The following is a 26,071-nucleotide window of genomic DNA, read 5'->3' as shown; positions in this document are numbered from 1 at the left end:
GGCCCGGAGGCGCGGATGCGAAGCGCGCCCGCCGAGCCGCCGGCCGGGCGGCGGTCAGACCTGGTAGAGCTGGATCAGGTTGCCGCAGGTGTCGTCGAACACGGCGACGGTGGCCGGGCCCATCTGCGTGGGCTCCGTGTGGAATGCCACGCCGAGCCCCTGCATCCGCTCGTACTCCGCCCGGACGTCGTCGACGGCGAAGGCGGCCAGCGGGATCCCCTGCTCGAAGATCGCCTTCTGGTACGTCCGGCCCGCCGGGTTGTCGTTGGGCTCCAGCAGCAGCTCGACCTCGTCCGGCGCCTCGGGCGAGACCACCGTCAGCCACTTGAACTTCCCCGCCGGGAGCTCGGTCTTCTTCACGAAGCCCAGGACCTCCGTGTAGAACCTGAGGGCCTTTTCCTGGTCGTCCACCAGCACGCTGCTCAGCTTGATCCTCACGGCGGTCTCCGTTCTCGTGGTCTGCCCGCCATCGGAGCACGAACCTCCTTGCGCGGAGACGGCGGGATCGTCTCCGGTCGCAGTCTCCATCGAGATCCACGGCAGCATAAACGGGGGCCGCGCGCGCACGCAAGGATCCGTCGCCGGCCCGCCGTGCTCCCCGGGCGCCACTCGCGCGACGGGTGTCCCGCGGGTAGACTCGACTCGCGGACCCATCCTCGGAAAACGCGGAGCGCGGGATGATCACCATCGAGCTCGGCATGGTGGTGGATGCGCCGGTGGAGCGCGTCTTCGACCTGGCGCGCAGCATCGACCTGCACCGGCGCTCGCTGGGCCACACGGGCGAGGAGGCGGTCGGCGGGCGCACCTCGGGGGCTGATCGGCCCGGGGGAGACGGTCACCTGGCGGGCGCGGCACCTGGGGGTGCGCCAGCACCTCACCAGCCGCATCATCGGGTACGACCGGCCGCGCTGGTTCCAGGACAGCCAGGAGCGCGGCGTCTTCGCCTGGTTCGTCCACGACCACCACTTCGAGCCGGCGCCGGGCGGCGGCACCGTGCTGCGCGACGTCTTCCGCTTCGCCGCGCCGCTCGGGCCGCTGGGCCGGCTCGCCGAGCGCCTGGTGCTGCGCCGCTACATGACACGCCTCCTCCATGCGCGCAACGACGCCATCCGGCGCGCCGCCGAGTCGGAGGAGTGGCGCGAGCTGCTGGGGACGGGTCCTGGGTGCGAACAGGAAGACGAACCCCCGTCTCCGTGAGTGGAGAGGCGGGGGCCTTCGGTCGTCCCGGGTGTTCCGCTTCAGCTCCGCCTGCCCCGCTTTTGGCAGGGGAGGGTCAGCCGGACGGAGCGTGAGGAGGAGGAGGAGCTACGATCCGCGGACGAACCGCTCCAGGATCTCGGGCGGGACGTTCTGCCCCGCCGGGAAGGACGCCGCCACCCGGCCGCGCCGGTCCAGCACCACGGCAAAGGGCGTGGAGCGATAGCCCAGCTTCTCCGCGACGATGCCGGCATCCAGGGGATCGATCCCCCGGATCGGGATCTCGACCCGCAGGCTGTCGAACAGCGCCTGCTGACGCGGCGACAGCGCGCCCCGGCCCACGACTCTGCCGAGCACCGGAACGTTCGTCTTCTGCCGCAGCGCGTTCCAGCGCTGGAGCAGGCCTCCCGATCCGAAGCAGTCCTCCGGCTGAAAGACGAAGACGATCGCGCCGGAGAGGGGCTCCTCGCCGCCGAGCGTCGCCGCCACCGGCTCCGCCGCCCGCAGCGCGTAGCGGGTGTCGCCGTACAGGCGGACGGAGAACGCGATGACCAGGCCGAGCGCACAGAGCAGGACGAGCCTCCGGATCATTGGCGCACCGTGCGGAGAGAGACACGCTGGACGCCGTCCTCGTCCGTCTCGCGGACCAGCACGGCGGCGGAATCGATGTCGAGGGGGAGGTGGTCCGCGGGGAGCAGGACGCTCCCGAGGGTCTCGCCCGCCGGAGAGAGCACGAGCCACTTGCTCGGCGCGCCGTCGCGAGCGGGGAACGTCTGGACCCACAGGTTCCCCCGGCGGTCCGCGCGCAGGTCGGAGAAGACCGGCGCCGCGGCGGCGCCGCGGCCCTGGAAATGGTGCCGGATCGCCTCCCGCTCGGCGCCGTCCTGCACCGCCTCTTCCAGGTAGGCGGAAAGCTCCTGCTCGCTCAGCCGGCGGCGCGGCCGCGCGGGGAATTCGATGGTCCGTACCACGGCGCCGGAGCGGTCGAACACCCGGAGCCGATTGGAATCCGACGATCCGTATGCGACGTGCTCGCCCGTGACCGCCACGTGTCCCGAACGGCCGAAGGGGAGCTGCGTGGTCCGGAAGCTCGCCGGGTGCTCGTAGATCAGCCACTCGACCCCCGGGAAGCGTCCCAGACGGCCGGCGATCTCGCCCGTGGGCGTGACCCGGAGGAGCTCGATGGTGTCCCTGACCGCCCCCGGCCCCCCGCGCGGGTCGAACTGCTGCTCGACGGCCACCGCGATCGTCCCGTCGGAGAAGACGCCGACGGGGCGCGCGGAAGCCCGGGTCTCGCGGAGCTGGAAGGAGCGCGCGAACGCGCCGCGCGGGTCCAGCACGCTGAAGCGCTGCGAGCGCAGGTCGAAGACGAGGACCGAGTCTCCGGAGCCCCGCCCGATCCAGTTGACGCCCCGGAACTCGCCGGGGCCGCCGCCCTCGCCGCCGACGGACGACAGGTAGGCGCCCCGCGCGTCGAAGAAGCGCACCTCGCGCGTTCCCGAGTTCCCCAGTGCGATGCGGCCGTCCGGCAGCACCAGGCCGCCGTACACGCGGTCCAGCGTGTACTCGGGCCGCCCCGAGGCCACGCCGATGCGGGCCCGCGGCGTGTCGGCGAGCGTCCACGCGGCAGTATCGGCCGGCGTGCGCGAATCGCCCGGCGCCGGGCCGTCGCCGCACGCGCACAGCGGCAGCACCACGGCCGTGGAGAGCGTCCGGCGGACTTTCCGGGCCCACGCCCGGCCGGGCTGGAGGACGGGCTCCGCGCGCATCCGCTTCGTGGTCAACGCCGCTCTCCGCGCGGGGCGTGGGCGTACGCGTCCGGGGGCACCGGCTGGACGCGGACGATGTGTCCCTCGCCGTCCACGGTCAGCAGGACGGGCGGAGCCGTGTAGCCGAGCGAGCGCAGGAGCCGCGCGAGCGGGGCGGCGCTCGCGCCAGCTTCGCCAGACGGCCAGGGGAGGGTCCGAAGAGGCAGCGGAGGGCGGCCGGGGCCGGCGTCGCCGCGTGCCGGGACCATCCGCCGTGCCGCCACGGTGTCCCTCGGATGGCCGACCACCAGCAGGTATCCGGCGGAATTCTCCGCGGCCGGAGACAGCAGGCTCGCGCGCGGCGGAGCGGGAAGGAGGACGGCCGCCCCGACCTTCCAGGCCAGGAGGGCGAACAGGAGCAGCATCGCCGCGAACACCGGACCGTCCGCCGGTCGGAAGCGGCGAAGCCGGGCCAGCGGATTCTCGCCGGACATCGTGCTGGTTCATCGGATCGAAGTGGGGGAGGATTGCCTGGAGAGCCTCCACCGGCGGCGAAGGTGCCGCCGGGCGGAGGCAGGCCGCCGGGAGCTCAGCCCGGGGTGCTGGGACGGATGGGAGACACCGTCCCCTTCTCGTAGTAGTAGAACGACCAGCTGCAGCACCCGCCGCCCGAGCACTCGCGCGTGCACTCCTGCTGGCAGAGGTTGCCGTCGAACCTGCCGCACGCCTGCGCCTGGAGGGCGTCCGGGCGTGTCGCGGCGTCGAACGTGAAGCCCCCGAGGGCCACGACGCCCGCCAGCGCCAGCATCAACGTGCTCCTGATTCTTTTCATGCTCTACTCCCGATGTGGAATGGGAATGATCGTGAGGCTGGTCAACGCGTCCGGACGGGTCGACTGGAATACAACTAATGTTTGGCGCTTTCGGTGTCAACCATTTTTGGCGTAAGCTGCCCGGTACGGTCGCACGTGGACCACGCCCGCGATCTGGCTCCGCCCTCCTCCGCGGCACTTTCAGCTCGGAGCCCCACGCATCACCTACCGCCCGACTCCGCTCGCGTACGAGTGCCTGAAGACACTCGCTCGAACTACGGAAAGCCTCGCAAACTGCGCGAGGCTTCAACGGCAGGTCTTCGAGAGATTACATCTGGTTCGAACAACGGGCGCGGCCCTGGCCTCCTCTCAGGCGGCAGGGCTCCTCTCTTCGATGACCGTACCGGCCAGGCGGGCGCGGGCGAGGGGGACGACGCTGCCGCAAGGGGGTTGCGCGATTCCGAGTTGCTGGATCAAACGGGTGGACGGTAGCTTCGTATCTCCCGCGGCCGCGGTGGAGGGGACCAGGCGGCTTGTAAAGCATGCTTGACAAATCGTCAACCAAGCTTTACTCCTGGTTCCCGCGAGTCCGCGGCCGGACGCTTCTTCCCAGAGGAGTCATGAACACTCCACGACGCATCCTCGCCGCCTGCGTGGCGGCTTCGCTGGTGTCCATCGTCGACCCGCTCGGTCCCGCACCCCTCGCGGCGCAGGCGCGCTCCGGGGACGACCGCTTCCTGGGGAACTGGCAGGGGGCGCTCCAGGTGAGCGGGCTGTCGCTGCGGCTGGCGCTCACCTTCGAGCGCGACCCGGCGGGGAAGCTGGGGGGCACGCTCACCAGCATCGACCAGGGCGGGGCGAAGCTCCCCATGGAGGTGACGGTGGCGGGCGACAGCGTCCGCGCAACCCTGGCGAGGATCCAGGCGGCGTTCGCCGGGCGGCTGAATTCGGCGGGCGACTCCATCGACGGCGCCTGGACGCAGGCGGGGACGACGCTCCCGCTCAGGCTGGGGAAGGTGGCGGCGGTGGCCGCGCTCGTCCGCCCGCAGGAGCCGAAGCCGCCGTTCCCGTACCGCGCGGAGGAGGTGGCGTTCGACTCGGAGGAGGGGGTGAAGCTGGCGGGGACGCTCACGCTGCCGCAGGGCGCGGGGCCGTTCCCGGCGGTGGTGCTGGTGACGGGCTCGGGGCCGCAGGACCGCGACGAGAGCCTGCTGGGCCACAGGCCGTTCCTGGTGCTCGCCGACCACCTGACGCGGCGGGGGATCGCGGTGCTGCGCTACGACGACCGCGGGTTCGGGAAGTCGACCGGCAGCTTCGCGGCGGCCACCAGCGAGGACTTCGCGGAGGACGCGCTGGCCGGGGTGCGCTTCCTCCGCGCGCGGCGGGACATCGGCAGGGTGGGGATCGCCGGGCACAGCGAGGGCGGGCTGGTGGCGCCGCTGGCGGCGGTGCGCTCGGACGACGTGGCGTTCCTGGTGCTGCTGGCCGGGACGGGGCTCCCCGGCGACTCGATCCTGAAGCTGCAGGGGCGGCTGATCGCGCGGGCGAACGGCGTCTCGGCCGACCTGGTCGACGCCAGCGCGCGGGCGCAGGCGCGGATGTTCGCCGTCATCAAGGCGGGCGGCGACAGCGCGGCGATGGTGGCGCGGCTCTCCGAGATCGGCAGGGCCATGGTCGACAGCCTGAGCGAGGAGCAGCGGCGGGAGGCGCAGGTCGACCCCGCGTCGATGGAGCGCAACATCCGCCAGCTCGTCTCTCCCTGGTTCCGCTACTTCCTGGCCTACGACCCGCGGCCCACGCTGCGGCGGGTGAAGGTGCCGGTGCTGGCGGTCAACGGCGGGCTGGACCTGCAGGTGCCGCCGAAGGAGAACCTGGCGGCGATCGAGGCGGCGCTGCGCGAGGGCGGCAACCGCGACGTGCGGGTGGTCGAGCTCCCCGGCCTCAACCACCTCTTCCAGACCACGACCACCGGCGCGCCGAGCGAGTACGGCACCATCGAGGAGACGATGTCGCCGGCGGTGCTGAACGCGGTCTCCGGCTGGATCCTGGAGCGGTTCGGGCCGGGACGGTGAGGGAAGTGCGAAGTGCGAGGTGCGAAGTGCCGGCGGGGGGGCCCTCACCCGCCGCCTTAGAGCGGCAACCCTCTCCCAGGTTTGAGAGAGGGTGGACTTTACGTGGGTTCGGCGCGGAAGATGGTGGTCCGTAGGGGCGAGGCATGCCTCGCCCGGTGGATGCCAGCCCTTGCACGACAGGTGGGGTTACGAGACGAAGCCAGACTCCGCGCGGACTCGCATGCTCGCCCCTACGGACCCCGAGAGCTCGCACGACGAGACCGCGCGCGCAGCCCGGCCCGGAGCGCAGCGGAGGGACACGCCCGGATCACGCCGTTGCCGTTCCGGGAGGGGAGATCAGAAGCCGATCACCAGGGTGGCGCCGCCGATCCAGCCGTCGCCGGGGGCGTCGCCGGAGATGCGCCGGTAGCCGACGAACCCGACGCCGACCGCGTAGAGCGACATCCGCAGCTCGGCGCCCAGGTAGGTCTGGTCCGGCTCCACCCAGAGCGGGGAGCCCCAGGTGCGCAGCACGCTCGCCTGCCAGCGGCCGGCGCCCAGGTGCGGCCCATAGCTCGCCCACCCCGCGGAGGCCTGCACGCCGCCGACGCCGGCCTCGAGCGCCACCACGGGCCCCGACGACTCGCCGTACGGGCCGGGAGCGCGGGTCTGGAGCCACGACCAGCCCAGGTAGAGGGAGTGGTGCATCGGCCCCCGCTCGCGGAAGCCGAAGACCAGGGGGAAAGGCGGGCCTGGAGGGCGCAGCCAGAGCGAGTCTGCGCGCGTGGCCGGCGGCCGTGCGGGGTCGGGCGGTGCGTCCTGCGCGGGCGCGGCGGCCGGCAGGGCGGCAGCCAGCAGCAGCGCCAGGAGCGGGGCCCGGCGTGGGGTCATGGTCGCCTCCGGGTGCGCAGGGGAGGGTGCGCCGGGGCGGGAGGGTCCGCCCCGCCGGGGAAGGCAACGCGCGAGCGCCGGGGTTTGCGACGGCGGCGGCCGTCAGCGGATGAACCAGACGTTCTGGATGCGGCCGCCGCGCACTTCGTAGATGGCCACCACGCGCACGTCCTGGCCGTCGGCCCAGCCCACGGAGTGCTCGTGGTCGATCACGTAGGCGCCCTGCACCATGCGCTGGGTGACCTCGACGCGCAGCTCGGGGTTGTCGCGCCACTGGGTGCGGTAGCGCGCGCGCAGCGCCTCGGTGCCCGAGGCCACCACCTGGCTGGGGTGCAGGTAGATGCGCGCGGTGCGGGCGTAGAGGGCCAGGAACGCGGTGAGGTCGTGCCGGTTGTACGCCTCCACCTGCGCGTCCACCACGCGCGCGGCGGCGGTCTCCGTGGCGGTCTCGGGCGCCGGCCCGCCGCCCAGGCCGATGCTGTTGAGCACCTGGCAGGCGGGCAGCGCGAGAACCAGGGCGAACAGGATGCTGCGCTTCATCCGGGCTGCCTCCGTCGGGGTCCTGATGATGGGGGAACGGTGCGACGTTAACCGCCCGGGGCCCCGCCGCGCAACCGCGTCCCGGCGGCGACGGGTGCCTCCGTGCCGCCACGACGGGATCTGATTCCGTGGGCGTATCAGATCCCGCTCATCCTTCCATCAGCCGCCGCCCGGTCCGTTCCACCAGCCGCACGAGCGCCTCGACGCCCTCGCGGGTGGCGCGAGGGTTGATGATGCAGGCGCGCAGCACGTAGCGGCCGCTGGCCGCCGTGCTGGTGAGGAACGCCTCGCCGCCGAGCTGGACTTCGCGCAGCAGCCGGCGGTTGAGCGCGTCCGCCCGCTCGGGGTCGGCCGCCAGCTCCGGCGGGGCGTAGCGGAAGCAGACGATGCTCAGGCTGCACGAGGCGAGCTGCAGCTCGGGGCTCTCCTCGACCCGCGCGGCCAGGTGCTCCGCCAGGGCCACGTCGCGCGCGATGGCGCGCCGGTAGCCCTCCAGGCCGTGGTGCTTGAGCGCCATCCACACCTTGAGCGCCCGGAAGCCGCGCGTCTGCGCGAAGCCGTACTCGCTGAGCCACGGCCCGCCGCCCACGGCCGGGTCGGTCTGCAGGTAGGCGGGGACCAGGGAGAAGGTGCCGCGCATGGCGTCTGCGTCGCGCACCAGCACGGCGCCCGCCTCGACGGGGACGTACAGCCACTTGTGCGGGTCGAGCGCCACGCTGTCGGCCAGCGCCACGGGCTCCAGCGCGGCCCGCCAGCGCTCCGTGAGGATGGCGGGAAGCCCGTACGCGCCGTCCACGTGCAGCCAGACGCCGTGCGCGCGGCAGACGGCGGCGAGCTCGGCCAGCGGGTCCACGGCGCCCGTGCCGGCGCTCCCCGCGCTGGCCACCACCGCCATCGGCCGCAGCCCGTCCGCCAGGTCGCGGCGGAGCGCGCGGTCCAGCTCGTCGGGCCGCATCCGCCGCTCCCCGTCCGCGGCGACGATGCGCAGGCGCTCGCTGCCGATCCCCAGCAGCTCCACGGACTTGCGGATGGCCGCGTGCCCCTCGGGCGAGGTGTAGACGGCGAGCGGCCGCGGCAGCCCGGCGACGCCCGCCGCGCGCACGTCCACGCCGTCCCGGCGCGCGGCGGCGGTGCGCGCGACCGCCAGCGCCGTGAGCGTGGCCATGGAGCCGCCGCTCACCAGCAGCCCCATGCTCTCCGGCGGGAAGGCGGCCAGCGCCTTCAGCCACTCCAGCACCTGCCGCTCGACGAACACTGCCGCGTGGTTTCCGCCCGCGACGCTGGGGTTCATCGCCGCCGCCAGCGCCTCGGCGAAGACGCCGAGCACCGCGGGCGGCGAGTTCACCCAGCCGTGGAAGCGCGGGTGCCCGTTGCCGAACGGGTACGGCTCGACCGTTTCCGCGAACTCGGCGAGGATCGACGCCGGGTCCGCTCCCTCGATCGGAGCGGACTGCGGGGCGGTCATCGCTTCCGCCAACTCCGCGGGGAAGGGGCGGAAGACGGGGCGCCCGGGGAGCGACGACAGATGCGCGGCGATCAACTCCACCACCTGGTGGCCGACGCGGCGGACCTCGTCGGCGGGCCACTCCCAGCGCGCGCGCTCCTCGGGGGAGAAGTCGAGGGCGGCCGCGGGGGCGTCGTCGCCGGGAGTGGCCATCGTGGTCGGGCGTGCGGGTGGACGCGGGCCGCTCATGCTCTTCGCGATTCGGATCAGGTAATTCGCAGGGGCGAGGCATGCCTCGACCGGCGGATCTCGGCGCGTGTGCGGAAGCCCGCCTCCTGCGCCGACGCCGCCCATGCCCGGACTCGCATGCTCGCCCCTACGAGCGCATCGCGTCGAGAAGCCAGCTCCGCTCGCAGGGTCAGATCCGCGAAGAGCTTCAGGGGGGGACGCCGGCCCGGCGCAGCTCGGCCTCGCGCAGCCGGAAGTCCCGCGCGGCGCGGAGGAACATCGGGGCGGGGAAGAGCCGCGCGAGCGCCGGGTTGCGCTCCGCCCAGCGGTCGAAGGAGCGGAAGTCGACCCGCTCGTCCCAGTGGACGGGGAAGGTCTCGGCCATCGACCAGTACTCGTCCAGGTTCAGCCAGCGGCGCTGGGGCTCCTTCTCGTACCCGGCCAGCCAGCTCCACGCGGGGTCGACGGGATACGGCTCCCGCGAGATCCGCGGCGCGTCGAAGGTGGGCACGCCGCCGATCCACCCCGGGCGCGGGCGGAGCACGGCGGTCAGCACGGCGCGCCCGCCGGGCCGCATCCACAGCGCCCCCCGCCGCCACGCCGCCGAGCCGCAGTTCGCGCCCAGCTCCCAGGGCACCAGGATCGCCTCGCTCCCGCCGCCCCGGAGGCGCTCCCCGAATCCCCGGCCGAGGCTCCACGTCGCCCGCAGCACGCGCACGCGCTGCCCGTAGACGCGCTGCCACGCGCCGCTCTTCCGGGCGAAGTCGCGCGGGTGGAGCCAGTCGCGCAGGCGCACGCCCTCCAGCCGCCCCGCGCGCCCCACGTAGACCGACTCCGCCATGGGCACCACCATCAGCAGCGTCTGGCTCGGCGTGCGCACCACCGTCGGGCCGATGATGCTGCACGCGGACAGCGGGCGCGCGGCGGCCGCCGCCGCCGCGGCGAGGGCGGCGAGGAGGACGAGGAGGGGGAGCGGGCGGGGGCGGGACATCGGCGTCACCCTCGACGGCCGTCGTTCGAGGACTCCGACGCCAGGCGGACGGCGGCGGCGACCAGGGCGGCGTTGCCGGGGGCGGGGGTGCCGTCGGGGAGAAGGAGCGCGTCCTCCAGCCCGATCCGCGTGTCCCAGCCCAGCTCCAGCGCGGTACGGAGCACCGGCCAGGCGGTGGCGTTCACGCCGTGCAGCAGGCGGGGCGCGCGGATGCCGGCCGAGTCGAGCGCGGTGGCGATGCGTCCGACGTTCCGCAGCGCGGCGTCGGACTCCCCGTCCATCGGCTCCAGCATCACGCGCAGGCAGCGCTCCGCCAGCCCGCTCTCGGCCAGCAGCTCCGCGTCTTCCGCCGTCCACACCCCCGCCTCGACGCCGATCCCGCGGGCCAGGAGCAGCTCCATCAGCGCCACGGCGCCCGCCTCGCGCACGTTCACCGAGGCGTAGTCGGGGAGCGCCTCCCAGGCGCCGACCAGCCGCAGCCGCTCCTCCGGGTCCGTCACGATCCACGCCCCGGTGCTCACGCCCACCGGCAGCCCCGGCGCGCGCTCGCGGATGGCGGCGAGGGTGCGGGCCACGTCTTCGGCGGCCAGGCTCTCGCGCCCGTCGGCGCCGCGCACGTGCAGGTGCACCGCCCCCGCGCCCGCCCCGGCGCACGCCGCCGCGTCGCCCGCGAGCTGCTGGGGGGTGACGGGGAGCGCGGGGTGCTCGCGCGGGGAGCGGCCCCCGTTCAGCGCGGCCTGGATCAGCATCGTCGTCACGTCGTCCCGGGAGGTCGGTCGCGCGGCTCGATCACGCAGCGCATGACCGGGCGCGAGTCGGAGCGGCGGGCCGCCTCCACGAAGCCGGCCCGCCGGAAGGCGGAGGCGAACCCCGTCCAGGCAAAGGCGCCGGGGACGCCGTCCCTGCGCGGCTCCACGGGGTAGCCCTCGACCACGCGGCCGCCCCGCGCGCGCACGTGCTCGACCGCGGCCCGCAGCAGGCGCGCCGTCACCCCGCGCCGGCGCCAGCCGCGGGCGACGAAGAAGCACGTCACCGACCACACCGGCTCGTCGTCCACCCGCCGCAGGTTGCGCGAGCGCTCCAGCGCCGGGTACGCCTCGCGCGGCTCCACCGCGCACCAGCCCACCGGCCGCCCGTCCGCGTACGCCAGGATGCCGGGGACGCGCCCCGAGTCGACCAGCGCCCGCAGCGCCCGCCGGTTCCCCTCGCCCTTCTGCTCCGTGTACTGCGAGCGGGGGAGCCGCCACCACATGCACCAGCACCCGCCGCACGCCCCGCGCGCCCCGAAGAGCTCCTCCAGGTCCGCCCAGCGCTCCGGCGTCAGCGGATGGAAGGCGAGGTCGAGCGTCGTCTCGGCAGTGGACATCGTTTCGGGATGGTGACTCGATAGCGTTCGTGGTCGTGGGGGCGAGCCTGCGAGTCCGGGCACACCCGGCTTCGGCGCAAATGGCTGCCTGCCGCGCATGGGCCGGCATCCGCCGGTCGAGGCAGGCCTCGCCCCTACGGGATCACCGATCGGATCCCAAGGCCGCCCCGCGCGCTTCACGTATACCGCCGCCGCGGGCCGCCAACAAGGCTCGGGCGGACCCCGGGCGCGTCTAGCACTCCCCTTGCGGGAGAGGAGGGCGCCGCGGCCCCGGGAGGCGCCCGGGCCGCAACCTGTTTCGGGAGATCGCGATGCGCTGGGGAGGCCTTCGCAGGAGCACGAACGTCTCGGATCGGCGGGGGATGGGGGGCATGGCGGTGGGCGGCGGGGTCGGCGCCGTGCTGCTGGCGCTGGTGGCCATGCTCCTGGGCGTCGATCCGGGCACGGTGGCGCCGGGCGGCGGGGGAGGGCAGCAGCCCGCTCCGCAGGGCGCGCCCGCCAACGACCAGGGAGCCCAGTTCGTCGCGGCGATCCTGGGCAGCACCGAAGACGTCTGGGGCGCCGTCTTCCCGCAGCAGGTCGGCCGCCCGTACCAGCCGGCCCAGCTGGAGCTCTTCTCGGGCTCCACGCAGTCGGGGTGCGGCTTCGCGCAGGCCCAGGTGGGGCCGTTCTACTGCCCGCGCAACGCCAGCGTCTACATCGACCTGAGCTTCTACCGCGACCTGCAGCAGCAGCTCGGCGCGCCCGGCGACTTCGCGCAGGCGTACGTGATCGCGCACGAGGTGGGGCACCACGTGCAGAACCTGCTGGGGCTCTCGGACCGGGTGCACGCCGCGCAGCAGTCGGCCCGCAGCGAGGAGGAAGCCAACCAGCTCTCGGTGATGCTGGAGCTGCAGGCCGACTGCTTCGCGGGCGTGTGGGGCTACCACGTCAACCGCCAGCGCACGCAGCAGGGCGAGGCGATCCTGGAGCCCGGCGACGTGGAGGAGGCGCTCACCGCCGCCAGCGCCATCGGCGACGACCGGCTGCAGAGCCGCTCGCAGGGCTACGTGGTCCCCGAGAGCTTCACGCACGGCAGCTCCGAGCAGCGCGTGCGCTGGTTCCAGCGCGGCTTCCAGACCGGCTCGATGGACCAGTGCGACACCTTCAACGCCCCGTCGCTGTGAGCGCGGCCTGACCTCGCAGGGGGCGCCCCCGGACCCGAGCCCGGGGGCGCCCCACTTTCGCACTCACGCACTCACGCACTCACGCGCTCACGCACTCTCCGCCCGTGACCCGCTCCGACCGCCTCGACCGGCTTCCCTTCACCCCGCTGCACCGCCGCCTGCTCGGCGTGGCGGGCGTCGGCTGGGCGCTGGACGCGATGGACGTGGGGCTCATCTCCTTCGTGATGGCCGCGCTGGCGAAGCAGTGGGACCTCTCGCCCGGGACGCTGGCGTGGATCGGCGCGGTGGGCTTCGTGGGGATGGCGATCGGCGCGAGCGTCGGCGGGAGCCTGGCGGACCGCATCGGGCGGCGGGCGGTGTTCGCGGCCACGCTCTTCCTGTACGGGCTGGCGACGGGGGCGGCGGCGCTCTCGTGGAGCGTGGCCTCGCTCCTGGTCTTCCGCCTCCTGATCGGGCTGGGGCTGGGCGCCGAGCTGCCCGTGGCCTCCACGCTGGTGAGCGAGTTCGCCCCGGCGCGCATCCGCGGGCGGGTGGTGGTGCTGCTGGAGGCGTTCTGGGCGGTGGGGTGGATCCTGGCGGCGCTGGTCGGCTACTTCGTGATCCCCCTCTCCGACGCCGGCTGGCGCTGGGCGTTCGTGCTGGGCGCCGTCCCCGCCGCGTGGAGCGCCGTGGTGCGCCGCACCGTCCCCGAGTCGGTGCGCTACCTGGAGCGCCAGGGGCGCGGCGCCGAGGCCGAGGCGGTGGTGCGCCGCTTCGAGGCCCAGGCGGGGATCGCGCCCCCCGCCGCGGCGGACGCGGCCGCGGATGCCGGCGCGGGCTCGGCCGGCGAGGCGAGGGCGGGGCTGGCGGGGCTCTGGAGAAGGGCGATGCGGCGGCGGACGGCGGGGCTGTGGCTGGCGTGGTTCGGGATCAACTTCGCCTACTACGGCGCCTTCATCTGGCTTCCCACGCTGCTGGTGGAGCGCGGCTTCACCCTGGTGCGCTCGTTCGAGTTCACCCTGTGGATGACGCTGGCGCAGCTCCCGGGCTACGCCGTTTCCGCCTGGCTGATCGAGCGCTGGGGGCGGCGGCCGACGCTCGCGACCTTCCTCGCGGGCTCCGCGCTCGCGGCCGTGCTCTTCGCGCTGGCGGCCTCGCCGGGGGCGATCCTGGGGGCGGGGATGCTGCTCTCCTTCTTCAACCTGGGCGCGTGGGGGGCGCTCTACGCGGCCACGCCGGAGGTGTATCCGACGACGCTCCGGGCCACGGGCGCGGGGTGGGCGGCCGGCTTCGGGCGCATCGCCTCGATCCTGGCGCCGCTGGCCGTGCCGCCGCTCCTGGCGCGGGGCGGCATCCCCGCCGTCTTTGGCACCCTGGCCGCGTTCTTCGGCGTGGCGATCGCCGGCGCGCTCCTCCTCCCCGAGCTGCGCGGCCGCCACCTGTCCGAGACGCTGGCCGAAGAGGAGACCCGGCTCGCCGGCGCCGCCAGCCCGGCGTAACCGGCGGACCGCGAGGTCCAGCGCCCGCCGCCTGGCGGAGGCGCAGGCGGCAACCCTCCGCCGTGCGGAGCCCTCCTCAGCGTCAGGCCGCCGGCTGCAGGCCGTATCCGCCGACGGGCGTGGTGACCACGTGCTGGTCGAAGCCGGCGATCAGCGGCCGGCCCTTCCCGATCGCCTCCCGCACGGCCGGGAGGGACAGCGACGCCTGGTGGGCGGCCTGGCTTTCCCAGACTTCGGTGATCCAGACCACGTCCGCGTCGGAGGGGTCGGTCGCGACCACGTAGCTCAGGCAGCCGGGCATCTCCCCGGTGCCCTCGAGCAGGATCGCCACCAGGGCGTCCCGCCGGCCCGGCACCGCCTTCATCCTGCCGATCAGTCCGTACATCGGTCGTCCTCCCCGCGGAGCGGCCCGGAAGGGTACCCCGATCGTGGCCACGGCGGCCGCGCCCGCCGTGAAGACGAACTCGCGTCGCGTCAGGTTCATCGCCGCAAGCTATTCGTGCGTGCAAGGCCCTGCGATCAGGGTCCGGAGAAGGTGCCGCCGGAACGAGCGGTCCGGCGCGCGACCCACCGGAGGACTGGTGCCGGTCAGCAGCTCACGTGCAGGAGCACCCGTGCCGCTCGCTCGAACACCTCCGGCGAGACGGCGACATCCGAGGCCAGGATTACGTTCGGATACCGTGCACGGAGTTTTGCCACGTAGACTCCGCCACCGGGATAGGGAAGGTGGCCCAGAGGGCTCCCGTCGGCTGCCAGAAAGGTGACGCCGTACCGCAGCCGGGCGTCGCGATGCGGGTTCGACAGCGTGAGCATCGTGACGACCCTTCCTCCGCGTTTCAGCGTGACGTGGGATCCTCCACTCATGGAGCAGTTTTCGCCTTTCCAATCCCAACGGGGGATGAACAACCTGTCGTTCTTGACCCCCGGCGCCATCTCGACGGCAACCGGTTCCACCCATTCCCAGGCCGTGGTCGCGCAGCCGGCCGACGCGAGCACCAGCACCGCCAGGACGAAGCGCATCATGGGCTCACCCCCGCTCACAGGATCTCCGTCGCCTCGTTCGGTGACCTCGTTCTTCTGCCTCCCGCCCAATCGCGTCGTCGAGCTGGGCGCGCGGGTCGAGCTCTGAGCCGCCGGCCGGGAGCGGCTGGCAGGAGAACGGTGCCGGTCAGCAGCTCGCGTGCAGGAGCACCCGGGCGACCTGCTCAAACACCTCCGGCGGGAGGTTGCCGGTCCAGGCCCGCATCACGTTCGGGTACCGTGCCTCGAGGTCCGCCACGTAGAGCCCGCCGCCGGGGTAGGGAAGGTGGCCCAGGGGGCTTCCGTCAGCCGCGAGGAAGGTGATGCCGTACCGCAGCCGGCTGTCACGATGCGGGTTCGACAGCGCGAGCATGGTGACGACCCTTCCGCCGTGTTTCAGCGTGACGTGAGATCCGCCACGTATGGAGCAGTTCCCGACCTGCCAATCACGGTTGAAGTGGAACACCCGGTCACCGTGGGCTCCCATCCGGATGCCGTCGGTGACCGGCTCCGCCCACGTCGGCCTCGCGGACGCCGCCGCGCAGCCGGCCGACGCGAGCACCAGTCCCGCCAGGACGAAGCGCATCATGGGCTCACCCTCGCTCACAGGATCTCCGTCGCCTCGATCGGCCGGCCCTCGGCGAAGCGCTCGGGGCGCAGCGCGTGCACGTCGAGCGTGGTGGCGCGGCCGTCGAGGATGATCTCGGCCAGGAGGTGGCCGAGGGCGGGGGAGTGCATCACCCCGTGGCCGGAGGAGCCGTTGGCGAGGAACAGGTTCTCCACACCGGGCGCGCGGCCCAGCAGCGCGTGCCGGTCGGGCGACATCTCGTAGAGCCCCGCCCAGCACTCCTCCGGGTCGATGCCCGCCTCGCGCAGGCAGGGGACGTCGCGGTGCGCGTGGCGCAGGACCGTGGGGAGCCAGCCCGGGTCGAACGTGGTGTCGAACGGGTCGGCCGTGGGCGGGCCGTCGCCCCACAGCAGGAGCACGCGGCCGTCGCGCACGCGCAGCTGGAGCCCCGAGTCGACGAAGACGGTGAGCGGCATCTCCTCCGGCAGGATAGCGAACGGCCGCGTGAGCGCCACCTGCCGCCGCAGCGGGCGCACGGGGACGTCCACCCCCGCCATCCGCGCCACCTCGCCCGCCCAGGCGCCCGCCGCGTCCACCACCGCGCCCGCCGCCACCTCTCCGCGCTGCGTGCGCACCGCGGCGACCCGCCCGTCCCCGTCCCTGCGCATCCCCACGACCGCCGCGCCGTGCTCGAAGCGCGCGCCCAGCCGCCGCGCGCCCGCCGCGTAGCCGCGCAGGATCTGCAGCGGCCGGATGAAGCCGTCCGTGGGGCAGAAGACGCCCCCCAGCAGCCCGTCGTCCCTGACCGCGGGGTTGATCTCGCGCGCCTCGGCCGCGTCCACGCAGCGCACCTCGTGCAGCCCGGCGCGCCGCTGCGTCGCCTGGAGCGCGCGGAGGAGCTCCAGCGTCTCCGGCCGGTCGGCGAGGAAGAGGTAGCCGTGCGGGCGGTAGCCCGGGTCCGCGCCCACCTCGTCGCCGAAGCGCAGCAGCTTCTCGCGGGCCAGGAGCGAGAGGCGGACGTTGACCTCCGAGCCGAACTGCGCGCGGAAGCCGCCGGTGGCCCGCCCCGTGCTACCGAGCCCCGGCTTCGCGGCGCGCTCCAGCACCAGCACGTCGGAGCACCCGCGCGCGGCCAGGTGCCAGGCCACGCTCGCGCCCACCACCCCGCCGCCGATCACCACCACGTCCGCGGTTTTCAAGTGCGAAGTGCGAAGTGCGAGTGATTTAGTGCTTAGTCCTTAGTGCTTTAGTGGGATGCGAGGGTGCGAGAGCCCACTAACGCACTAACGCACTAAGCACTAACGCACTGCGGTTCGGGCGTGTCCCTCCGCTGCGCTCCGGGCCGGGCTGCGCGCGCGGTAGGGCAACAAACCACGTTGCCCAACCGCGCCGGGCCACGTTCGCGCCAAACCCCCGGCGCGCCCGTGTCCCGGCCCTCCGGGCGCGCATCCCTCACGCGAGGGTTCGCGTGGAGGAAGCCTCGCGAGGTTGGCGAGGCTTTCCGCCGTTGTTGCCGCGGCGTCGCGGCTTCAGCCGGCCTCGGCCGAGCCGCCCTCCGCCGGGAGCTCGTCGTCCGCCTGGATCAGCTCCAGCCGGTTGCCGAAGGGGTCGAAGGCGTAGAGGCGGCGCACGCCCGGCAGCGAGTCGTCGGGGACCACGGTGGCGCCCGCGGCGGCCAGGGCGGCGCGGCACGCCTCCAGGTCGGCCACGCGGAACGCCGGGTGCGCCTTCGCCGCGGGGCGGAAGCCGGCCTCCACGCCCAGGTGCACGCCCACGCCCGCCGCCTCGAACCAGCACCCGCCGCGCGCGCCGAGCGGCGCGGGCTTCGGCACCTCGCGCATCCCCAGCACCCCGCCGTAGAACGCGCGCGCCGCCGCCTCGCCCCCCGCCGGCATGGCGACCTGCACGTGGTCGAGCCCCACGATCCGCACGCCCCCGCCCATCGGCGCCTCGCCCGTCACGTCCGCACGGCGACGGCGCGCGCGGCGCTCGCCAGGGCGCAGGCGTCGCGCAGCGCCGCGGCGCTCGCCCCCACCTGGAACCAGTGCGAGGCCCAGGCGCCGGCCGGCGTCCCCGCGCCGTGCGAGGTGTCCAGGTGCGCGCCCGTGGCGCTGAACGCCTCGCTGCGCACCTGCCGCGCGCGCCGCCGGGCGCAGTCCACCTCCCACAGCACCAGCAGCGCGTGCAGCGGCGCCCGCTCTCCGGCCGCCGCCAGCGCGGCGGTCCCCTGGTACACGCTCTTGGTCCACACGGTGTGCCGGCCGTCGCCGGACGCGCGCAGGGTGGACGACGCCAGGAGCATCACCACGCCCTGCGCCGAGTCCACGGCGGCCCAGCTGCCGGCGGAGACGTCGGGCGGGTCGGCCGGCGGCGTCCGGTCGCCGGAGCCCGTGGAGGCGCAGGCGGCGAGCAGGAGGGCGGGGGCCGCGGTCGAGAGCTTCCATGCCGGCGGGCGCATCATCGCTTCCTCCTCGGCTGGAGGGGTGACCCGCCTGGGCGGGGGAGGGAGGTGGGGGCAGGCGGCCGCGCGGGGGGCGGACCCGCTCAGTCGGGGGCGTCCAGCGAGGCGCGCAGCCCCGCGGCCAGCGCCGCGTCGCCGCCCACGATCGACTCCCAGGAGAGGTCGATCCCCTTGCGCTTCCCCTTCTTCACCAGCTTGAGGCCCGCGGGGTCGATCGTCAACGTGTACGTCGTCCCCGCGACCTCCACGTCGCGCTTGAGCGGCTTGTCGAGCCTGGTCGCCATCGTCTCTCGGGTCCGGGAGAAAGAGGAGCCGCCGCCCGCGCGCGGGGCGCGGGCGGCGGGCGCCGCGGAAGCGTCGGTCAGGCCGCGGGCCGCGCCGGGCCCGGGAAGAGCGCGCGGACGGAGTCGCGCGTCAGCGTCACCAGCGTGAACACGCCCAGCACCGTGCCGAGCGGCACGTTCAGGCACATCAGCGCCGCCACCACCATGCAGAAGGTGTGGCGCTCGCGCCGCTTGAGGTACTGCCCGGCCTTGAAGGTGGCGAACGCCATCGCCCAGCCGCCCAGCACGAACGCGCCGCCCATCACCAGGAACATCCACCCCATGAACCCCGCCGCGGGGTCGCCGTCGGCGAAGACGTCCGGCGAGAGCAGCATCCCCACCCCGAACGCCACGTGGATCAGCGGGAAGCAGGCGAAGAGCGCCGTGATCCCCGCCAGCACGTAGTGGAAGATGGAGAGCAGCCGCAGGTGCTCCAGGTCGCGGCTCACCAGGTCGGGCCGGGGGGCGAACGGCTGCCGCGCGCCGTACGGCCCCTGCAGCGGCTGTCCCCACGGCGTCCCCAGCGGCGGAGCGTGCGGCGCCTCCGGCGACCCCCACCCGCGCGGCGCCTCCGGCTGCGTGCCGCGCGGCGTCTCCCTGAACGAAGGATCTTCCTGCATGCGTCCCCGCCTCACCCTGCGGTGGTTCGAGATCGGGTCGAGGCCGGGGGCGGCCCCGCCGTCCGGCCCGCCTTTACGTGACAGGCACTTACGCGGTTTCGCACCTCGCACCTCGCACTCGTCGTCAGAAGCTCTCGTCCGCCGACGGCCCGTACAGCCCCGGCACCGGCACGTCGAGCTGCCGCAGGTACACGGTGAGCTGGGCGCGGTGGTGGATGATGTGGCTGATCCCCAGGGTGCGGATGGCGGCCGCGCGAGACAGGCTCGTGATCACGTGCTCGCCCTGGCGCAGCTCCCAGGTGCGCAGCAGCGCTTCGTCGCCCGCGGCGTCGAGCGCGGCCTGCATGGCGGCCGCGTTCTCGTCAAACCGCCGCAGCAGCTCGTCCCGGGTTTTGGGCGCGGCGGCGTAGTCCGGCGGCGGGACGGTGGCCACGTCGAAGAAGTCGCTCGCCAGCACCGTCGCCTGCCAGCGCGGCAGGTTGGCCACGTGCGCCGCCAGGTGACCCAGGCTCATCGACTTCTGGTGCGGCTTCCAGTCCCAGTGCTCGTCGGGGACGCGCTCGAGCACGCGGCGGGTCTGCTTCATCTCGCGCTCCAGGTCGCCGAGGGCCAGCTGCCGGACCGGGGGCGGGGCGGTGGTGGTGTCCATGCGGCTCGCCGGGTCGAAAGGTGGATGCGGGCGCTGCCCGGCCTTCAAGGTCGGCCGCCCGGCGCCGCTCCGCAACCCGGTCACGGCTCGAAGAACGCCCACGCGCCGTAGCCGACCACGCGGTCCGCCGGGCCCGCCGTGTCGCCGGAGCTGCGCAGGTCCAGCGTCTCCACGCGCATCCCCCGCCCGCGCGCGGCGAGGAGGAGGCCGCAGAGGGGGATGCGTCCGCACGCGCGCTCCGGCCCGACCGCCTGGGCCTCGAGCGCCTCCACCGCGCGGCAGGTGTCCGCGTCCACGCGCCGCGCCGTGGCGTAGTCCAGGAAGTGGCTCAGGTCGCTGCTGACGCTGACGAAGGTCTCCGCGCCGCCCCAGAGCGCGTCCAGCACCCGCCGCACCTCCTCCGGCGCCGCGTCGCCCACCACCAGCGGGACGACGGCGAAGTCGCCCAGGACGGCCTGGAGGAAGGGGAGGTGCGTCTCCAGCGAGTGCTCCGGCGCGTGCGCCGCGTCGAAGAGCCGCACGCCCGCCACGCCGAGCGCCTCGCGCACGCCCTCCGCGTCCACCCGCACGCGCCCGAGCGGCGTGTCGAAGGCCGCCGCCCCGCTCGCCGCCACGCCGCGGAAGGGGACGTGGTGCGCCGGCCCCAGCAGCACCACGCGCCGGACGACCTCGCGCGCCGCCGCCGCCCGCGCGAACGCCGAGGCCGCCACCGGCCCGGAGTACGGGTAGCCCGCGTGCGGCGCCACCACCGCCTTCGGCGCGGGACCGACCGCAGGCGCCTCGGCCAGGAGCGCGGCGACCGTCCGCCGCAGCGCCGCCGGCTCGGCGGGATAGAAGGTGCCGGCCACCGCCGGCGGGCGCACGAAGCTCATCCGTCCACCCTCCTCGCTGCCGCGCCGAAGTCCCTCCCCTGGAGTTCGCTGGAGTTCGGGGGAGGGACAGGCGCGTCAGGCGCCAGGGAGAGGGTCCCGCCGCCGCGCCGATTCTACCGCAGCTCCTTCAGCTGGCCGTCGTGGTCCCGCCCCTTCACGAAGCCGAAGTGCGCGAACCGCAGCTCCCGCGTCCAGGTGCCCACGTTGAAGTAGCGCTGCACGCTGATCCCCTGGTCCTGGAAGAGCGGCTGCATCCGCGGCTGGTGGGTGTGGCCCAGGAACGTCCGGACGTGCGCGCCGCGGTCGAGCTTCGGGAACGGCGCCGCCGCGTCGCGGGTGAAGCGGCGGATCAGCCCCTCCGTGTAGCCGTCCCAGCGGGCGGCCGGGTGCACGTCCTCGCCCGGCCAGCCGCGCCGGGCCCGGGGCGCGGGCCCGAAGCCGGCCCCGGGCGTCAGCTCCGCGAGCGCGGGGACGCCCTGCTTCGCCAGCTCCTCGCCCGCCTTCTGCACCAGGAAGTCGTCCACGGTCGCCGGCTTCCCCTCGCTCTCCCAGCAGCCGTGGATGACGTCGATCTCGAAGTTGCGCACCATCTCCGGCACCAGCCCCTCGTCGCAGGCGCGGAAGTAGTCGATGAAGCACTGCATGGTGAAGCGCGTCCTCCCCTCCAGCCGCCTGCGGACGAGCCCCACCAGGAAGCCCAGCTTGTCGACCACGGTGGGCTGCACCACGTCGAACTTCTCCTGGTAGCGGTTCCACGCGAAGCGGAGCGGGTAGTAGCCCGGCGCCTCGCGCGTCCAGTCCTCCGGGTCCGCGAACGACGACTCGGCGCCGGCGAACTGGTTGCCGTGCTCCACGTAGGCCTTCAGCTCCCGGTCTTCGTGGAAGAAGCCGAAGTCCAGCCGCCCGGGCTCCGCCAGCCCGCCGCCCGCGCCGTCCTCCAGCAGCTCGCGCAGGTGGTCCTGCAGCGCGGGGTTCACCATCGCGTGGTCGTGGTTGCCGAAGAGGTACACCACGCGAGCGCGGCCCTCCCCCAGCACCTCGCGCAGGCCGGCCGTGAAGCCGCGGTGCTTCTCCAGCGCCTGCTCCAGCTGCCACCCGCAGAAGTCGGTCGCCCTGCGCCGCGCCTCGGCCGTCGCGGCGGGGAACACCAGGTTCCCGCGGATCGCGGCCACCGGGTCGGCGCCCGCCAGCTCCTCGTCGGCCGCGATCTCCCAGAAGTCGATCACGTCGCCGTTCAGCACCAGCGTCACGCGGGAGTCGCGCGCCTCGCCCGCCACGCCCCGGCAGAAGTCCAGGAACTCCTCGTCGCGGAAGGCGCCGGTCTCCTGGCGGAAGTCGTCCTGGTTGGTGCCGCGCCCCAGGTGCAGGTCGCTGACGACGATGAGCGTGTCGGCCATTGGATCGGTTTCCAGGGGTGAGGACCGGGAGGACCCGGTGGAGGAAGCGGAGGCGGAGGATCGGCCGTCGTGGCGCGGCGGGCGGGACCGCGGACGCGCCGATGCATGATGCGTCCGGGCGCGGGAGGGAGCAACGATCTCGATTCGGCCTCGCCGGACGCCGCTCACGCCGGGGAGTCCGCGCGCCGCCATCCGCGCGGGACGACCGCCAGCACCAGCATCCACGCGGCGACGATCAGCAGCCCGCCCGTCTCCCGCGCCTCCTCGACCGCGGTGTTCGCCATCTCCCACTCCGCGAAGAGGTCGCCCGGGCGCACGCGGCCCCACACGCCCGGCGCCAGCGCGGCCGCCCACGCGAGCGCGGCCAGGCCCACGGCGGCGGGCAGCCAGCGCGGCAGGCGCCCGGCCGCGGCCAGCCCGCACGCCGCGGCGGCCGCCAGGTAGAGCGCCATCCAGCGCAGCGGGTCGGGGTCGTTGTACTGCACGGCCGCCGCGAAGACGAAGAGCGCGGCCATCGGCAGGTTGATGAGACGGAAGGCGCGCATCGCCCGGGAGCGCTGGGAGAGGAATCGCCGCGGGTGGAGAACGACAAGATACGGCGGGCGCGCTCGTGTGGCAGGAGCACCGCGGGAACAGAAAGCGGGCGGAAGCGACAGCGCCGTGCTATATTGGAGGACACCGGAAAGATTCCTCATTGCCCGGGAGGTACCATGGGCGGCAACAAGCTGGTGTACAAGGAAGCGTTCGAGCGCGCTCGCGACGGCAAGTCCCGCAGCCTCTGGGAGCGCCTCCTCTTCCCTTTCCAGGACGAGTACACCCGGCAGTCGCGTGAGCAGGGAGAGCGCGACGGCGCCGCCGCCCGCGCGGAAGCCGCTCGCGGCGGACAGGACGCTCCCGGGCCGAGCACGGCGAACTGAGGTGAAGCCCGGCCTCGCGGCCGGGCTTCGCCGTCCTCGGAGCGGGCGCGGGAGCGCGTGGCGGACGGGGGTTCGGCCGTCGAGCTCCCGGCCGGGCCCCGTGTCGGCAGACCCGCCGCCCGGCGGCCCCGACGAAGTTCCGCGAGCTCCGGGCACGACCGGGGAAGCGGCAGAGCGAAGGAAGGTGCCCCACGGCCGCAAGCCGGCGGGGTTTTGCATTCACGGGGCTGATCCGGCACGGCTCCCGGGAGCCGGGGCGGACCACCCGCGAGAGACGGAGGGAGCATGGCCAGAAAGCCGAACTACGGCTTCGAGAAGCGGCAGAAGGAGATGCAGCGCAAGGCCAAGCAGGAGGAGAAGGCCGAGCGGAAGAGGCTGCGCAAAGAGGGGGCGCACGCGGGCGAGGGCGACGTGGACTCCGCGCCCGAGGCGTCGGACGAGACCCCGGACCTGGACGACGACGGCGCCTGAGGACGGCTCCGCGCCGGGGGCGGCCTGCCGCCGCGTGCGTACGACTAGGGAGGACACGGAGGACTTCGCGGTGCGAGTCCTCCGTGTCCTCCGTGCTTTCGTGAGACGAGCGTCGCCCGTCACGAGCGCACGGTCGCGCGCCGCTCGCCCTCGTCGCGCATCCCCAGGAACTCGCCCACCGCCGCGAGCGACTCGATGTGGTCGCAGAAGATCTTGAAGGTGGCCAGGAGCGGCACGGCGATGAAGGCGCCGGGGATCCCCCAGATCCAGAACCAGAAGGCCAGCCCCACCAGCAGCGCCACCGGGTTCAGCGACAGGCGGTGGCCCATGAGCATGGGGCTCACGAAGTTCCCCTGCACCAGGTTGATGGCCAGGAACGCGCCCGGCACCAGCAGCGCCCGGCCCACGCTGTCGAACACGGTGAGGGCGGCCACGGTGAGGATCACGGTCATGACGAGCGCCCCCAGGTAGGGGATGAACTCCAGCAGCACCACCAGCGCGCCCCAGAGCAGCGGGCTCGGCATCCCCAGCAGGTACATCGCCAGCGCCACCACCAGCCCCTCGCCCACGTTCACGGCCGCCACGGTCAGGAGGTAGGTGGAGATGGAGGCCTCCGTCTTCCGCGCGATCTCCACCGCCAGCTGCTTGTCGCGGAAGCTCGGGAGCACCTTGATCAGCTTCTGCAGGAACAGGTCGCCCACGGCCAGGAGGAAGTAGAGGAGGATCACCACCTCGAGCACCCCGGCCACGAGCCGCTGCGTGGTGCCGAACACGCGCGAGACCAGGCTCGGCTGCCGGACCACCACCTCGGGCGCCTCCTCGGGCCCGCCCACCGCGCCCTGCACCTGCTCGGCGGTGCGGCTGGCGCGCTCGATCGGGCGGAGCAGGCGGCGGAGCTTCCCCTGGGCCGTGGAAAGCGTCTCGGGCGCGTCGGCGGCCCAGTGCTGCACCGGCCCCGCGAGCTCGTACACGCCGAGCCCCAGCCCGCCCAGGAGCGCCAGGACCACCAGCCCGGCCCCGAGCGGCGGCCGGATGTGCAGCCGCGCCAGCGCCCGCACCACCGGGCTGAACAGGAAGCTGAGCAGGAGCGCCACCACGATCGGCAGGAGGAAGGGGCGCGCGAAGTAGAGCGTGTACAGCAGGGCGAGCACGGTGAGCGTGGTGAGGCCGAGCGAGCGGCCGCGCGGGCTCTCGATGGCCTCGCCGGTCCTGGCCAGGTCCGGCCGCGGCGCGCCGGGCTCCACGGGCTCCGCCTGCCGCGAAGGGTCGACGTGGGGCTCCAGGACCGATTCGTCGCGGGGGGAGTTCGCGTCCATGGCTGCGTGCTCGCGGGTGCCTGCCTCGTGCGGGACGACAGCCGGGCCTTTGCACGAGTTGCGCCCGGTGCGCGTGGACGGCCCGCGCCTTGCCTCTCCGCGCGCCGTCGCAGCGCCTTCTCCCCCACCGCAGGAGCAGATCCGGTGTCCGACGGCCTCGCGGCGGCAGACTCCCGCGTCAATCCCCGCCGCGCGTTCATCCGCCACACGGCCGGCGTGCCGATCGAGGTGCGCGCGGTCCCCGGGAGCCCCGCCCGCACGCAGCAGAGCGTGAACGTGAGCGTGGGCGGCCTCTCGTTCACCTCCGACTGCGACCTCGAGCCCGGGAGCACGGTCGGCATCCGGATCACCGAGGTGGAGCCTCCCTTCGAGGCGAACGCCCGCGTGGTGTGGTCCACTCCCGAGGGAGGCCGCTACTGCATCGGCGCCCAGTTCCTGGACTCCAGCGACGCGTTCCGCGCCCGGATGGTGGAGCAGGTGTGCTCGATCGAGCGCTACCGGAAGGAAGTGGAGGAGCGCGAGGGGCGGGTGCTCACCGCGCAGGAGGCGGCTGCGGAGTGGATCGGCAAGTACGCCGGCCGCTTCCCCACGACGTGAACGGGCGCGCGGTTATCCCCCCGCCGCAGGAATTCCTTACGGGATGGAGAACAGCCGGCGCTCCCGGTCGGCCGCGAAGAGGAGCGCGGCGCGGATGTCTTCCGCGGCGAGATCAGGGAAATCAGCGAGGATTTCCTCGTGCGACATCCCGGAGGCCAGGTATTCCAGGATGTCGTAGACGGTGATCCGGGTGCCCTTGATGACGGGCTTGCCGCTGCGGATCTCGGGATCGAGGTGGATTCGCTGCATGTAGTCCATGCCGGCCGATCCGGCGCACGGCAAGGCGTGCCGCACCTCGGCACCGACTTTCCGAGGGGACGCGCGAGCCCTCTACTCCCACCAGCCGAGCAGCGCGCCGGCGATGGCGCTGGTCATGAACAGGCCCAGCGCGAGCCACACCCACACGGCGGCCGAGACGCGGCTCTCCAGCGTCGACACCCGCGGCCGGCGCGGGTGGTGGCGCACCTGCACCGGGCGGCCAGCGGGATAGACCGTCGTGGTCCGCAGCGCGTCCCCGCGGTTCATGTTCAGCGCCCCGCCGAAGCGCACGCGCCCGCCGGTGTACGCACGCCCGCCCACCGTGTACTCGTAGCGCACGTCGTAGCGCGCCTGGTGCCGGTGGCCGGCGACCACCACCGAGCGGGTGACGCGCCCCGGCGCCGTGGGCCAGCGGCGGCTCGCGAGCGCCGCCCAGCACAGCCACAGCAGGTACGCCGTCGGCGCCCCGCAGACGAGCAGGCCCACGGTGCCGGGAACGACTCGTTCGAGCGTGCTCATGGTCGGCGCGGGAACCGGATCGGGTGGGATGGAAGGGAGTGCCCGGGGCGGCCGGGAAGCCCGGCGGCGGGCGGGTGAGCTGGGTCGGGAGCGTGATGGGAAACGCCTGGAAGATCTATCGCCGCGGGGACGGACACAAGCCCGCCGCGTCACGCCCAAAGCGGGTGCCGAC

The 26,071-nt window shown here is 74.0% G+C and carries 33 protein-coding genes; 7 read left to right on the top strand and 26 right to left on the bottom strand.

Annotation, left to right across the window (positions count from 1 at the left end):
• Nucleotides 1-54: 54 nt before the first annotated feature.
• Nucleotides 55-438, bottom strand: coding sequence for a VOC family protein (locus VF746_15490; GenBank protein ID HEX8693825.1), 384 nt, complete (start codon nt 436-438; stop codon nt 55-57).
• A 423-nt stretch (nt 439-861) separates the two neighbouring features.
• On the opposite strand from VF746_15490, the gene VF746_15485 reads away from it, so the two are divergent.
• Nucleotides 862-1,197: a hypothetical protein gene (locus VF746_15485; protein ID HEX8693824.1), complete on the top strand. Its 336-nt coding sequence runs from the start codon at nt 862-864 to the stop codon at nt 1,195-1,197.
• Between the two features lie 108 nt (nt 1,198-1,305).
• Here the strand turns inward: VF746_15485 and VF746_15480 are convergent, their stop codons facing one another.
• The 4 genes from VF746_15480 to VF746_15465 form a co-directional block, all read right to left on the bottom strand.
• Nucleotides 1,306-1,788 (bottom strand): hypothetical protein, encoded by a 483-nt coding sequence (locus VF746_15480; GenBank protein HEX8693823.1) that lies wholly within the window; start codon nt 1,786-1,788, stop codon nt 1,306-1,308.
• On the bottom strand, nt 1,785-2,981 hold the full coding sequence (locus VF746_15475) for a hypothetical protein (GenBank protein HEX8693822.1): 1,197 nt from the start codon (nt 2,979-2,981) through the stop codon (nt 1,785-1,787). The genes VF746_15480 and VF746_15475 overlap by 4 nt, the downstream gene beginning before the upstream one ends.
• A complete protein-coding gene (locus VF746_15470) occupies nt 2,978-3,439 on the bottom strand; it encodes a hypothetical protein (protein HEX8693821.1) in 462 nt (153 codons plus the stop codon). Before VF746_15470 ends, VF746_15475 begins: the two co-directional genes overlap by 4 nt.
• A 95-nt stretch (nt 3,440-3,534) precedes the next feature.
• Nucleotides 3,535-3,777, bottom strand: a complete 243-nt coding sequence (locus VF746_15465; GenBank protein HEX8693820.1) for a hypothetical protein — start codon at nt 3,775-3,777, stop codon at nt 3,535-3,537.
• A 599-nt stretch (nt 3,778-4,376) separates the two neighbouring features.
• Between VF746_15465 and VF746_15460 the strand changes: the two genes are divergently transcribed.
• Nucleotides 4,377-5,828: an alpha/beta fold hydrolase gene (locus VF746_15460; GenBank protein HEX8693819.1), complete on the top strand. Its 1,452-nt coding sequence runs from the start codon at nt 4,377-4,379 to the stop codon at nt 5,826-5,828.
• Between the two features lie 336 nt (nt 5,829-6,164).
• Here VF746_15460 and VF746_15455 read toward each other — a convergent pair whose 3' ends face one another.
• The 6 genes from VF746_15455 to VF746_15430 form a co-directional block, all read right to left on the bottom strand.
• Entirely contained in the window at nt 6,165-6,698 is a 534-nt protein-coding gene (locus tag VF746_15455; protein HEX8693818.1) for a hypothetical protein, read from the bottom strand.
• A gap of 102 nt (nt 6,699-6,800) precedes the next feature.
• Nucleotides 6,801-7,238 carry a nuclear transport factor 2 family protein gene (locus VF746_15450; GenBank protein HEX8693817.1) on the bottom strand — a complete coding sequence of 146 codons (438 nt, stop codon included), beginning with the start codon at nt 7,236-7,238 and terminating at the stop codon, nt 6,801-6,803.
• 148 nt (nt 7,239-7,386) lie between these two features.
• On the bottom strand, nt 7,387-8,895 hold the full coding sequence (locus tag VF746_15445) for a pyridoxal-dependent decarboxylase (GenBank protein ID HEX8693816.1): 1,509 nt from the start codon (nt 8,893-8,895) through the stop codon (nt 7,387-7,389).
• 223 nt (nt 8,896-9,118) lie between these two features.
• On the bottom strand, nt 9,119-9,901 hold the full coding sequence (locus tag VF746_15440) for a hypothetical protein (GenBank protein ID HEX8693815.1): 783 nt from the start codon (nt 9,899-9,901) through the stop codon (nt 9,119-9,121).
• A 5-nt stretch (nt 9,902-9,906) separates the two neighbouring features.
• Entirely contained in the window at nt 9,907-10,650 is a 744-nt protein-coding gene (locus VF746_15435) for a 3-keto-5-aminohexanoate cleavage protein (protein ID HEX8693814.1), read from the bottom strand.
• A gap of 5 nt (nt 10,651-10,655) precedes the next feature.
• A complete protein-coding gene (locus VF746_15430) occupies nt 10,656-11,267 on the bottom strand; it encodes a GNAT family N-acetyltransferase (protein HEX8693813.1) in 612 nt (203 codons plus the stop codon).
• A 311-nt stretch (nt 11,268-11,578) separates the two neighbouring features.
• Between VF746_15430 and VF746_15425 the strand changes: the two genes are divergently transcribed.
• Nucleotides 11,579-12,433, top strand: coding sequence for a neutral zinc metallopeptidase (locus VF746_15425; GenBank protein HEX8693812.1), 855 nt, complete (start codon nt 11,579-11,581; stop codon nt 12,431-12,433).
• A 104-nt stretch (nt 12,434-12,537) separates the two neighbouring features.
• The gene (locus tag VF746_15420) at nt 12,538-13,911 is read left to right on the top strand and encodes an MFS transporter (GenBank protein ID HEX8693811.1); all 1,374 of its coding nucleotides are present in this window, start codon (nt 12,538-12,540) and stop codon (nt 13,909-13,911) included.
• A gap of 82 nt (nt 13,912-13,993) precedes the next feature.
• Here the strand turns inward: VF746_15420 and VF746_15415 are convergent, their stop codons facing one another.
• The 12 genes from VF746_15415 to VF746_15360 all read right to left on the bottom strand — a co-directional run bounded on the left by VF746_15415 (nt 13,994) and on the right by VF746_15360 (nt 22,366).
• Entirely contained in the window at nt 13,994-14,296 is a 303-nt protein-coding gene (locus VF746_15415) for a putative quinol monooxygenase (protein ID HEX8693810.1), read from the bottom strand.
• Nucleotides 14,297-14,499: 203 nt separating this feature from the next.
• Nucleotides 14,500-14,934 carry a hypothetical protein gene (locus VF746_15410; GenBank protein HEX8693809.1) on the bottom strand — a complete coding sequence of 145 codons (435 nt, stop codon included), beginning with the start codon at nt 14,932-14,934 and terminating at the stop codon, nt 14,500-14,502.
• Nucleotides 14,935-15,079: 145 nt separating this feature from the next.
• On the bottom strand, nt 15,080-15,520 hold the full coding sequence (locus VF746_15405) for a hypothetical protein (protein HEX8693808.1): 441 nt from the start codon (nt 15,518-15,520) through the stop codon (nt 15,080-15,082).
• Nucleotides 15,521-15,534: 14 nt separating this feature from the next.
• Nucleotides 15,535-16,698 (bottom strand): FAD-dependent oxidoreductase, encoded by a 1,164-nt coding sequence (locus VF746_15400; GenBank protein ID HEX8693807.1) that lies wholly within the window; start codon nt 16,696-16,698, stop codon nt 15,535-15,537.
• A gap of 330 nt (nt 16,699-17,028) precedes the next feature.
• Nucleotides 17,029-17,460, bottom strand: coding sequence for a VOC family protein (locus VF746_15395; protein ID HEX8693806.1), 432 nt, complete (start codon nt 17,458-17,460; stop codon nt 17,029-17,031).
• Nucleotides 17,457-17,960 (bottom strand): hypothetical protein, encoded by a 504-nt coding sequence (locus VF746_15390; protein ID HEX8693805.1) that lies wholly within the window; start codon nt 17,958-17,960, stop codon nt 17,457-17,459. The genes VF746_15395 and VF746_15390 overlap by 4 nt, the downstream gene beginning before the upstream one ends.
• Nucleotides 17,961-18,043: 83 nt before the next feature.
• On the bottom strand, nt 18,044-18,244 hold the full coding sequence (locus tag VF746_15385) for a hypothetical protein (GenBank protein ID HEX8693804.1): 201 nt from the start codon (nt 18,242-18,244) through the stop codon (nt 18,044-18,046).
• Nucleotides 18,245-18,321: 77 nt separating this feature from the next.
• Nucleotides 18,322-18,903: a hypothetical protein gene (locus VF746_15380; GenBank protein HEX8693803.1), complete on the bottom strand. Its 582-nt coding sequence runs from the start codon at nt 18,901-18,903 to the stop codon at nt 18,322-18,324.
• Between the two features lie 124 nt (nt 18,904-19,027).
• Nucleotides 19,028-19,552, bottom strand: a complete 525-nt coding sequence (locus tag VF746_15375) for a DinB family protein (protein HEX8693802.1) — start codon at nt 19,550-19,552, stop codon at nt 19,028-19,030.
• An 80-nt stretch (nt 19,553-19,632) separates the two neighbouring features.
• The gene (gene amrB, locus VF746_15370) at nt 19,633-20,424 is read right to left on the bottom strand and encodes an AmmeMemoRadiSam system protein B (GenBank protein HEX8693801.1); all 792 of its coding nucleotides are present in this window, start codon (nt 20,422-20,424) and stop codon (nt 19,633-19,635) included.
• Between the two features lie 113 nt (nt 20,425-20,537).
• Nucleotides 20,538-21,821 carry a hypothetical protein gene (locus VF746_15365; GenBank protein ID HEX8693800.1) on the bottom strand — a complete coding sequence of 428 codons (1,284 nt, stop codon included), beginning with the start codon at nt 21,819-21,821 and terminating at the stop codon, nt 20,538-20,540.
• A gap of 164 nt (nt 21,822-21,985) precedes the next feature.
• On the bottom strand, nt 21,986-22,366 hold the full coding sequence (locus VF746_15360; protein ID HEX8693799.1) for a transmembrane 220 family protein: 381 nt from the start codon (nt 22,364-22,366) through the stop codon (nt 21,986-21,988).
• A gap of 165 nt (nt 22,367-22,531) precedes the next feature.
• Between VF746_15360 and VF746_15355 the strand changes: the two genes are divergently transcribed.
• Entirely contained in the window at nt 22,532-22,738 is a 207-nt protein-coding gene (locus VF746_15355) for a hypothetical protein (GenBank protein HEX8693798.1), read from the top strand.
• Between the two features lie 285 nt (nt 22,739-23,023).
• On the top strand, nt 23,024-23,209 hold the full coding sequence (locus tag VF746_15350; GenBank protein ID HEX8693797.1) for a hypothetical protein: 186 nt from the start codon (nt 23,024-23,026) through the stop codon (nt 23,207-23,209).
• Nucleotides 23,210-23,328: 119 nt separating this feature from the next.
• Here VF746_15350 and VF746_15345 read toward each other — a convergent pair whose 3' ends face one another.
• Nucleotides 23,329-24,525 carry an AI-2E family transporter gene (locus tag VF746_15345; GenBank protein HEX8693796.1) on the bottom strand — a complete coding sequence of 399 codons (1,197 nt, stop codon included), beginning with the start codon at nt 24,523-24,525 and terminating at the stop codon, nt 23,329-23,331.
• A 144-nt stretch (nt 24,526-24,669) separates the two neighbouring features.
• Between VF746_15345 and VF746_15340 the strand changes: the two genes are divergently transcribed.
• A complete protein-coding gene (locus VF746_15340; GenBank protein HEX8693795.1) occupies nt 24,670-25,122 on the top strand; it encodes a PilZ domain-containing protein in 453 nt (150 codons plus the stop codon).
• Between the two features lie 36 nt (nt 25,123-25,158).
• Here the strand turns inward: VF746_15340 and VF746_15335 are convergent, their stop codons facing one another.
• A complete protein-coding gene (locus tag VF746_15335; protein ID HEX8693794.1) occupies nt 25,159-25,380 on the bottom strand; it encodes a DUF433 domain-containing protein in 222 nt (73 codons plus the stop codon).
• Nucleotides 25,381-25,452: 72 nt separating this feature from the next.
• Nucleotides 25,453-25,899 carry a DUF3592 domain-containing protein gene (locus tag VF746_15330; GenBank protein ID HEX8693793.1) on the bottom strand — a complete coding sequence of 149 codons (447 nt, stop codon included), beginning with the start codon at nt 25,897-25,899 and terminating at the stop codon, nt 25,453-25,455.
• Nucleotides 25,900-26,071: the final 172 nt, after the last annotated feature.

Origin of the sequence: Longimicrobium sp. (assembly GCA_036389795.1) — a bacterium.
GTDB lineage: Bacteria > Gemmatimonadota > Gemmatimonadetes > Longimicrobiales > Longimicrobiaceae > Longimicrobium.
Note: the sequence above shows the minus strand (reverse complement) of the source record. Positions and strands in the feature narration are given on the sequence as shown.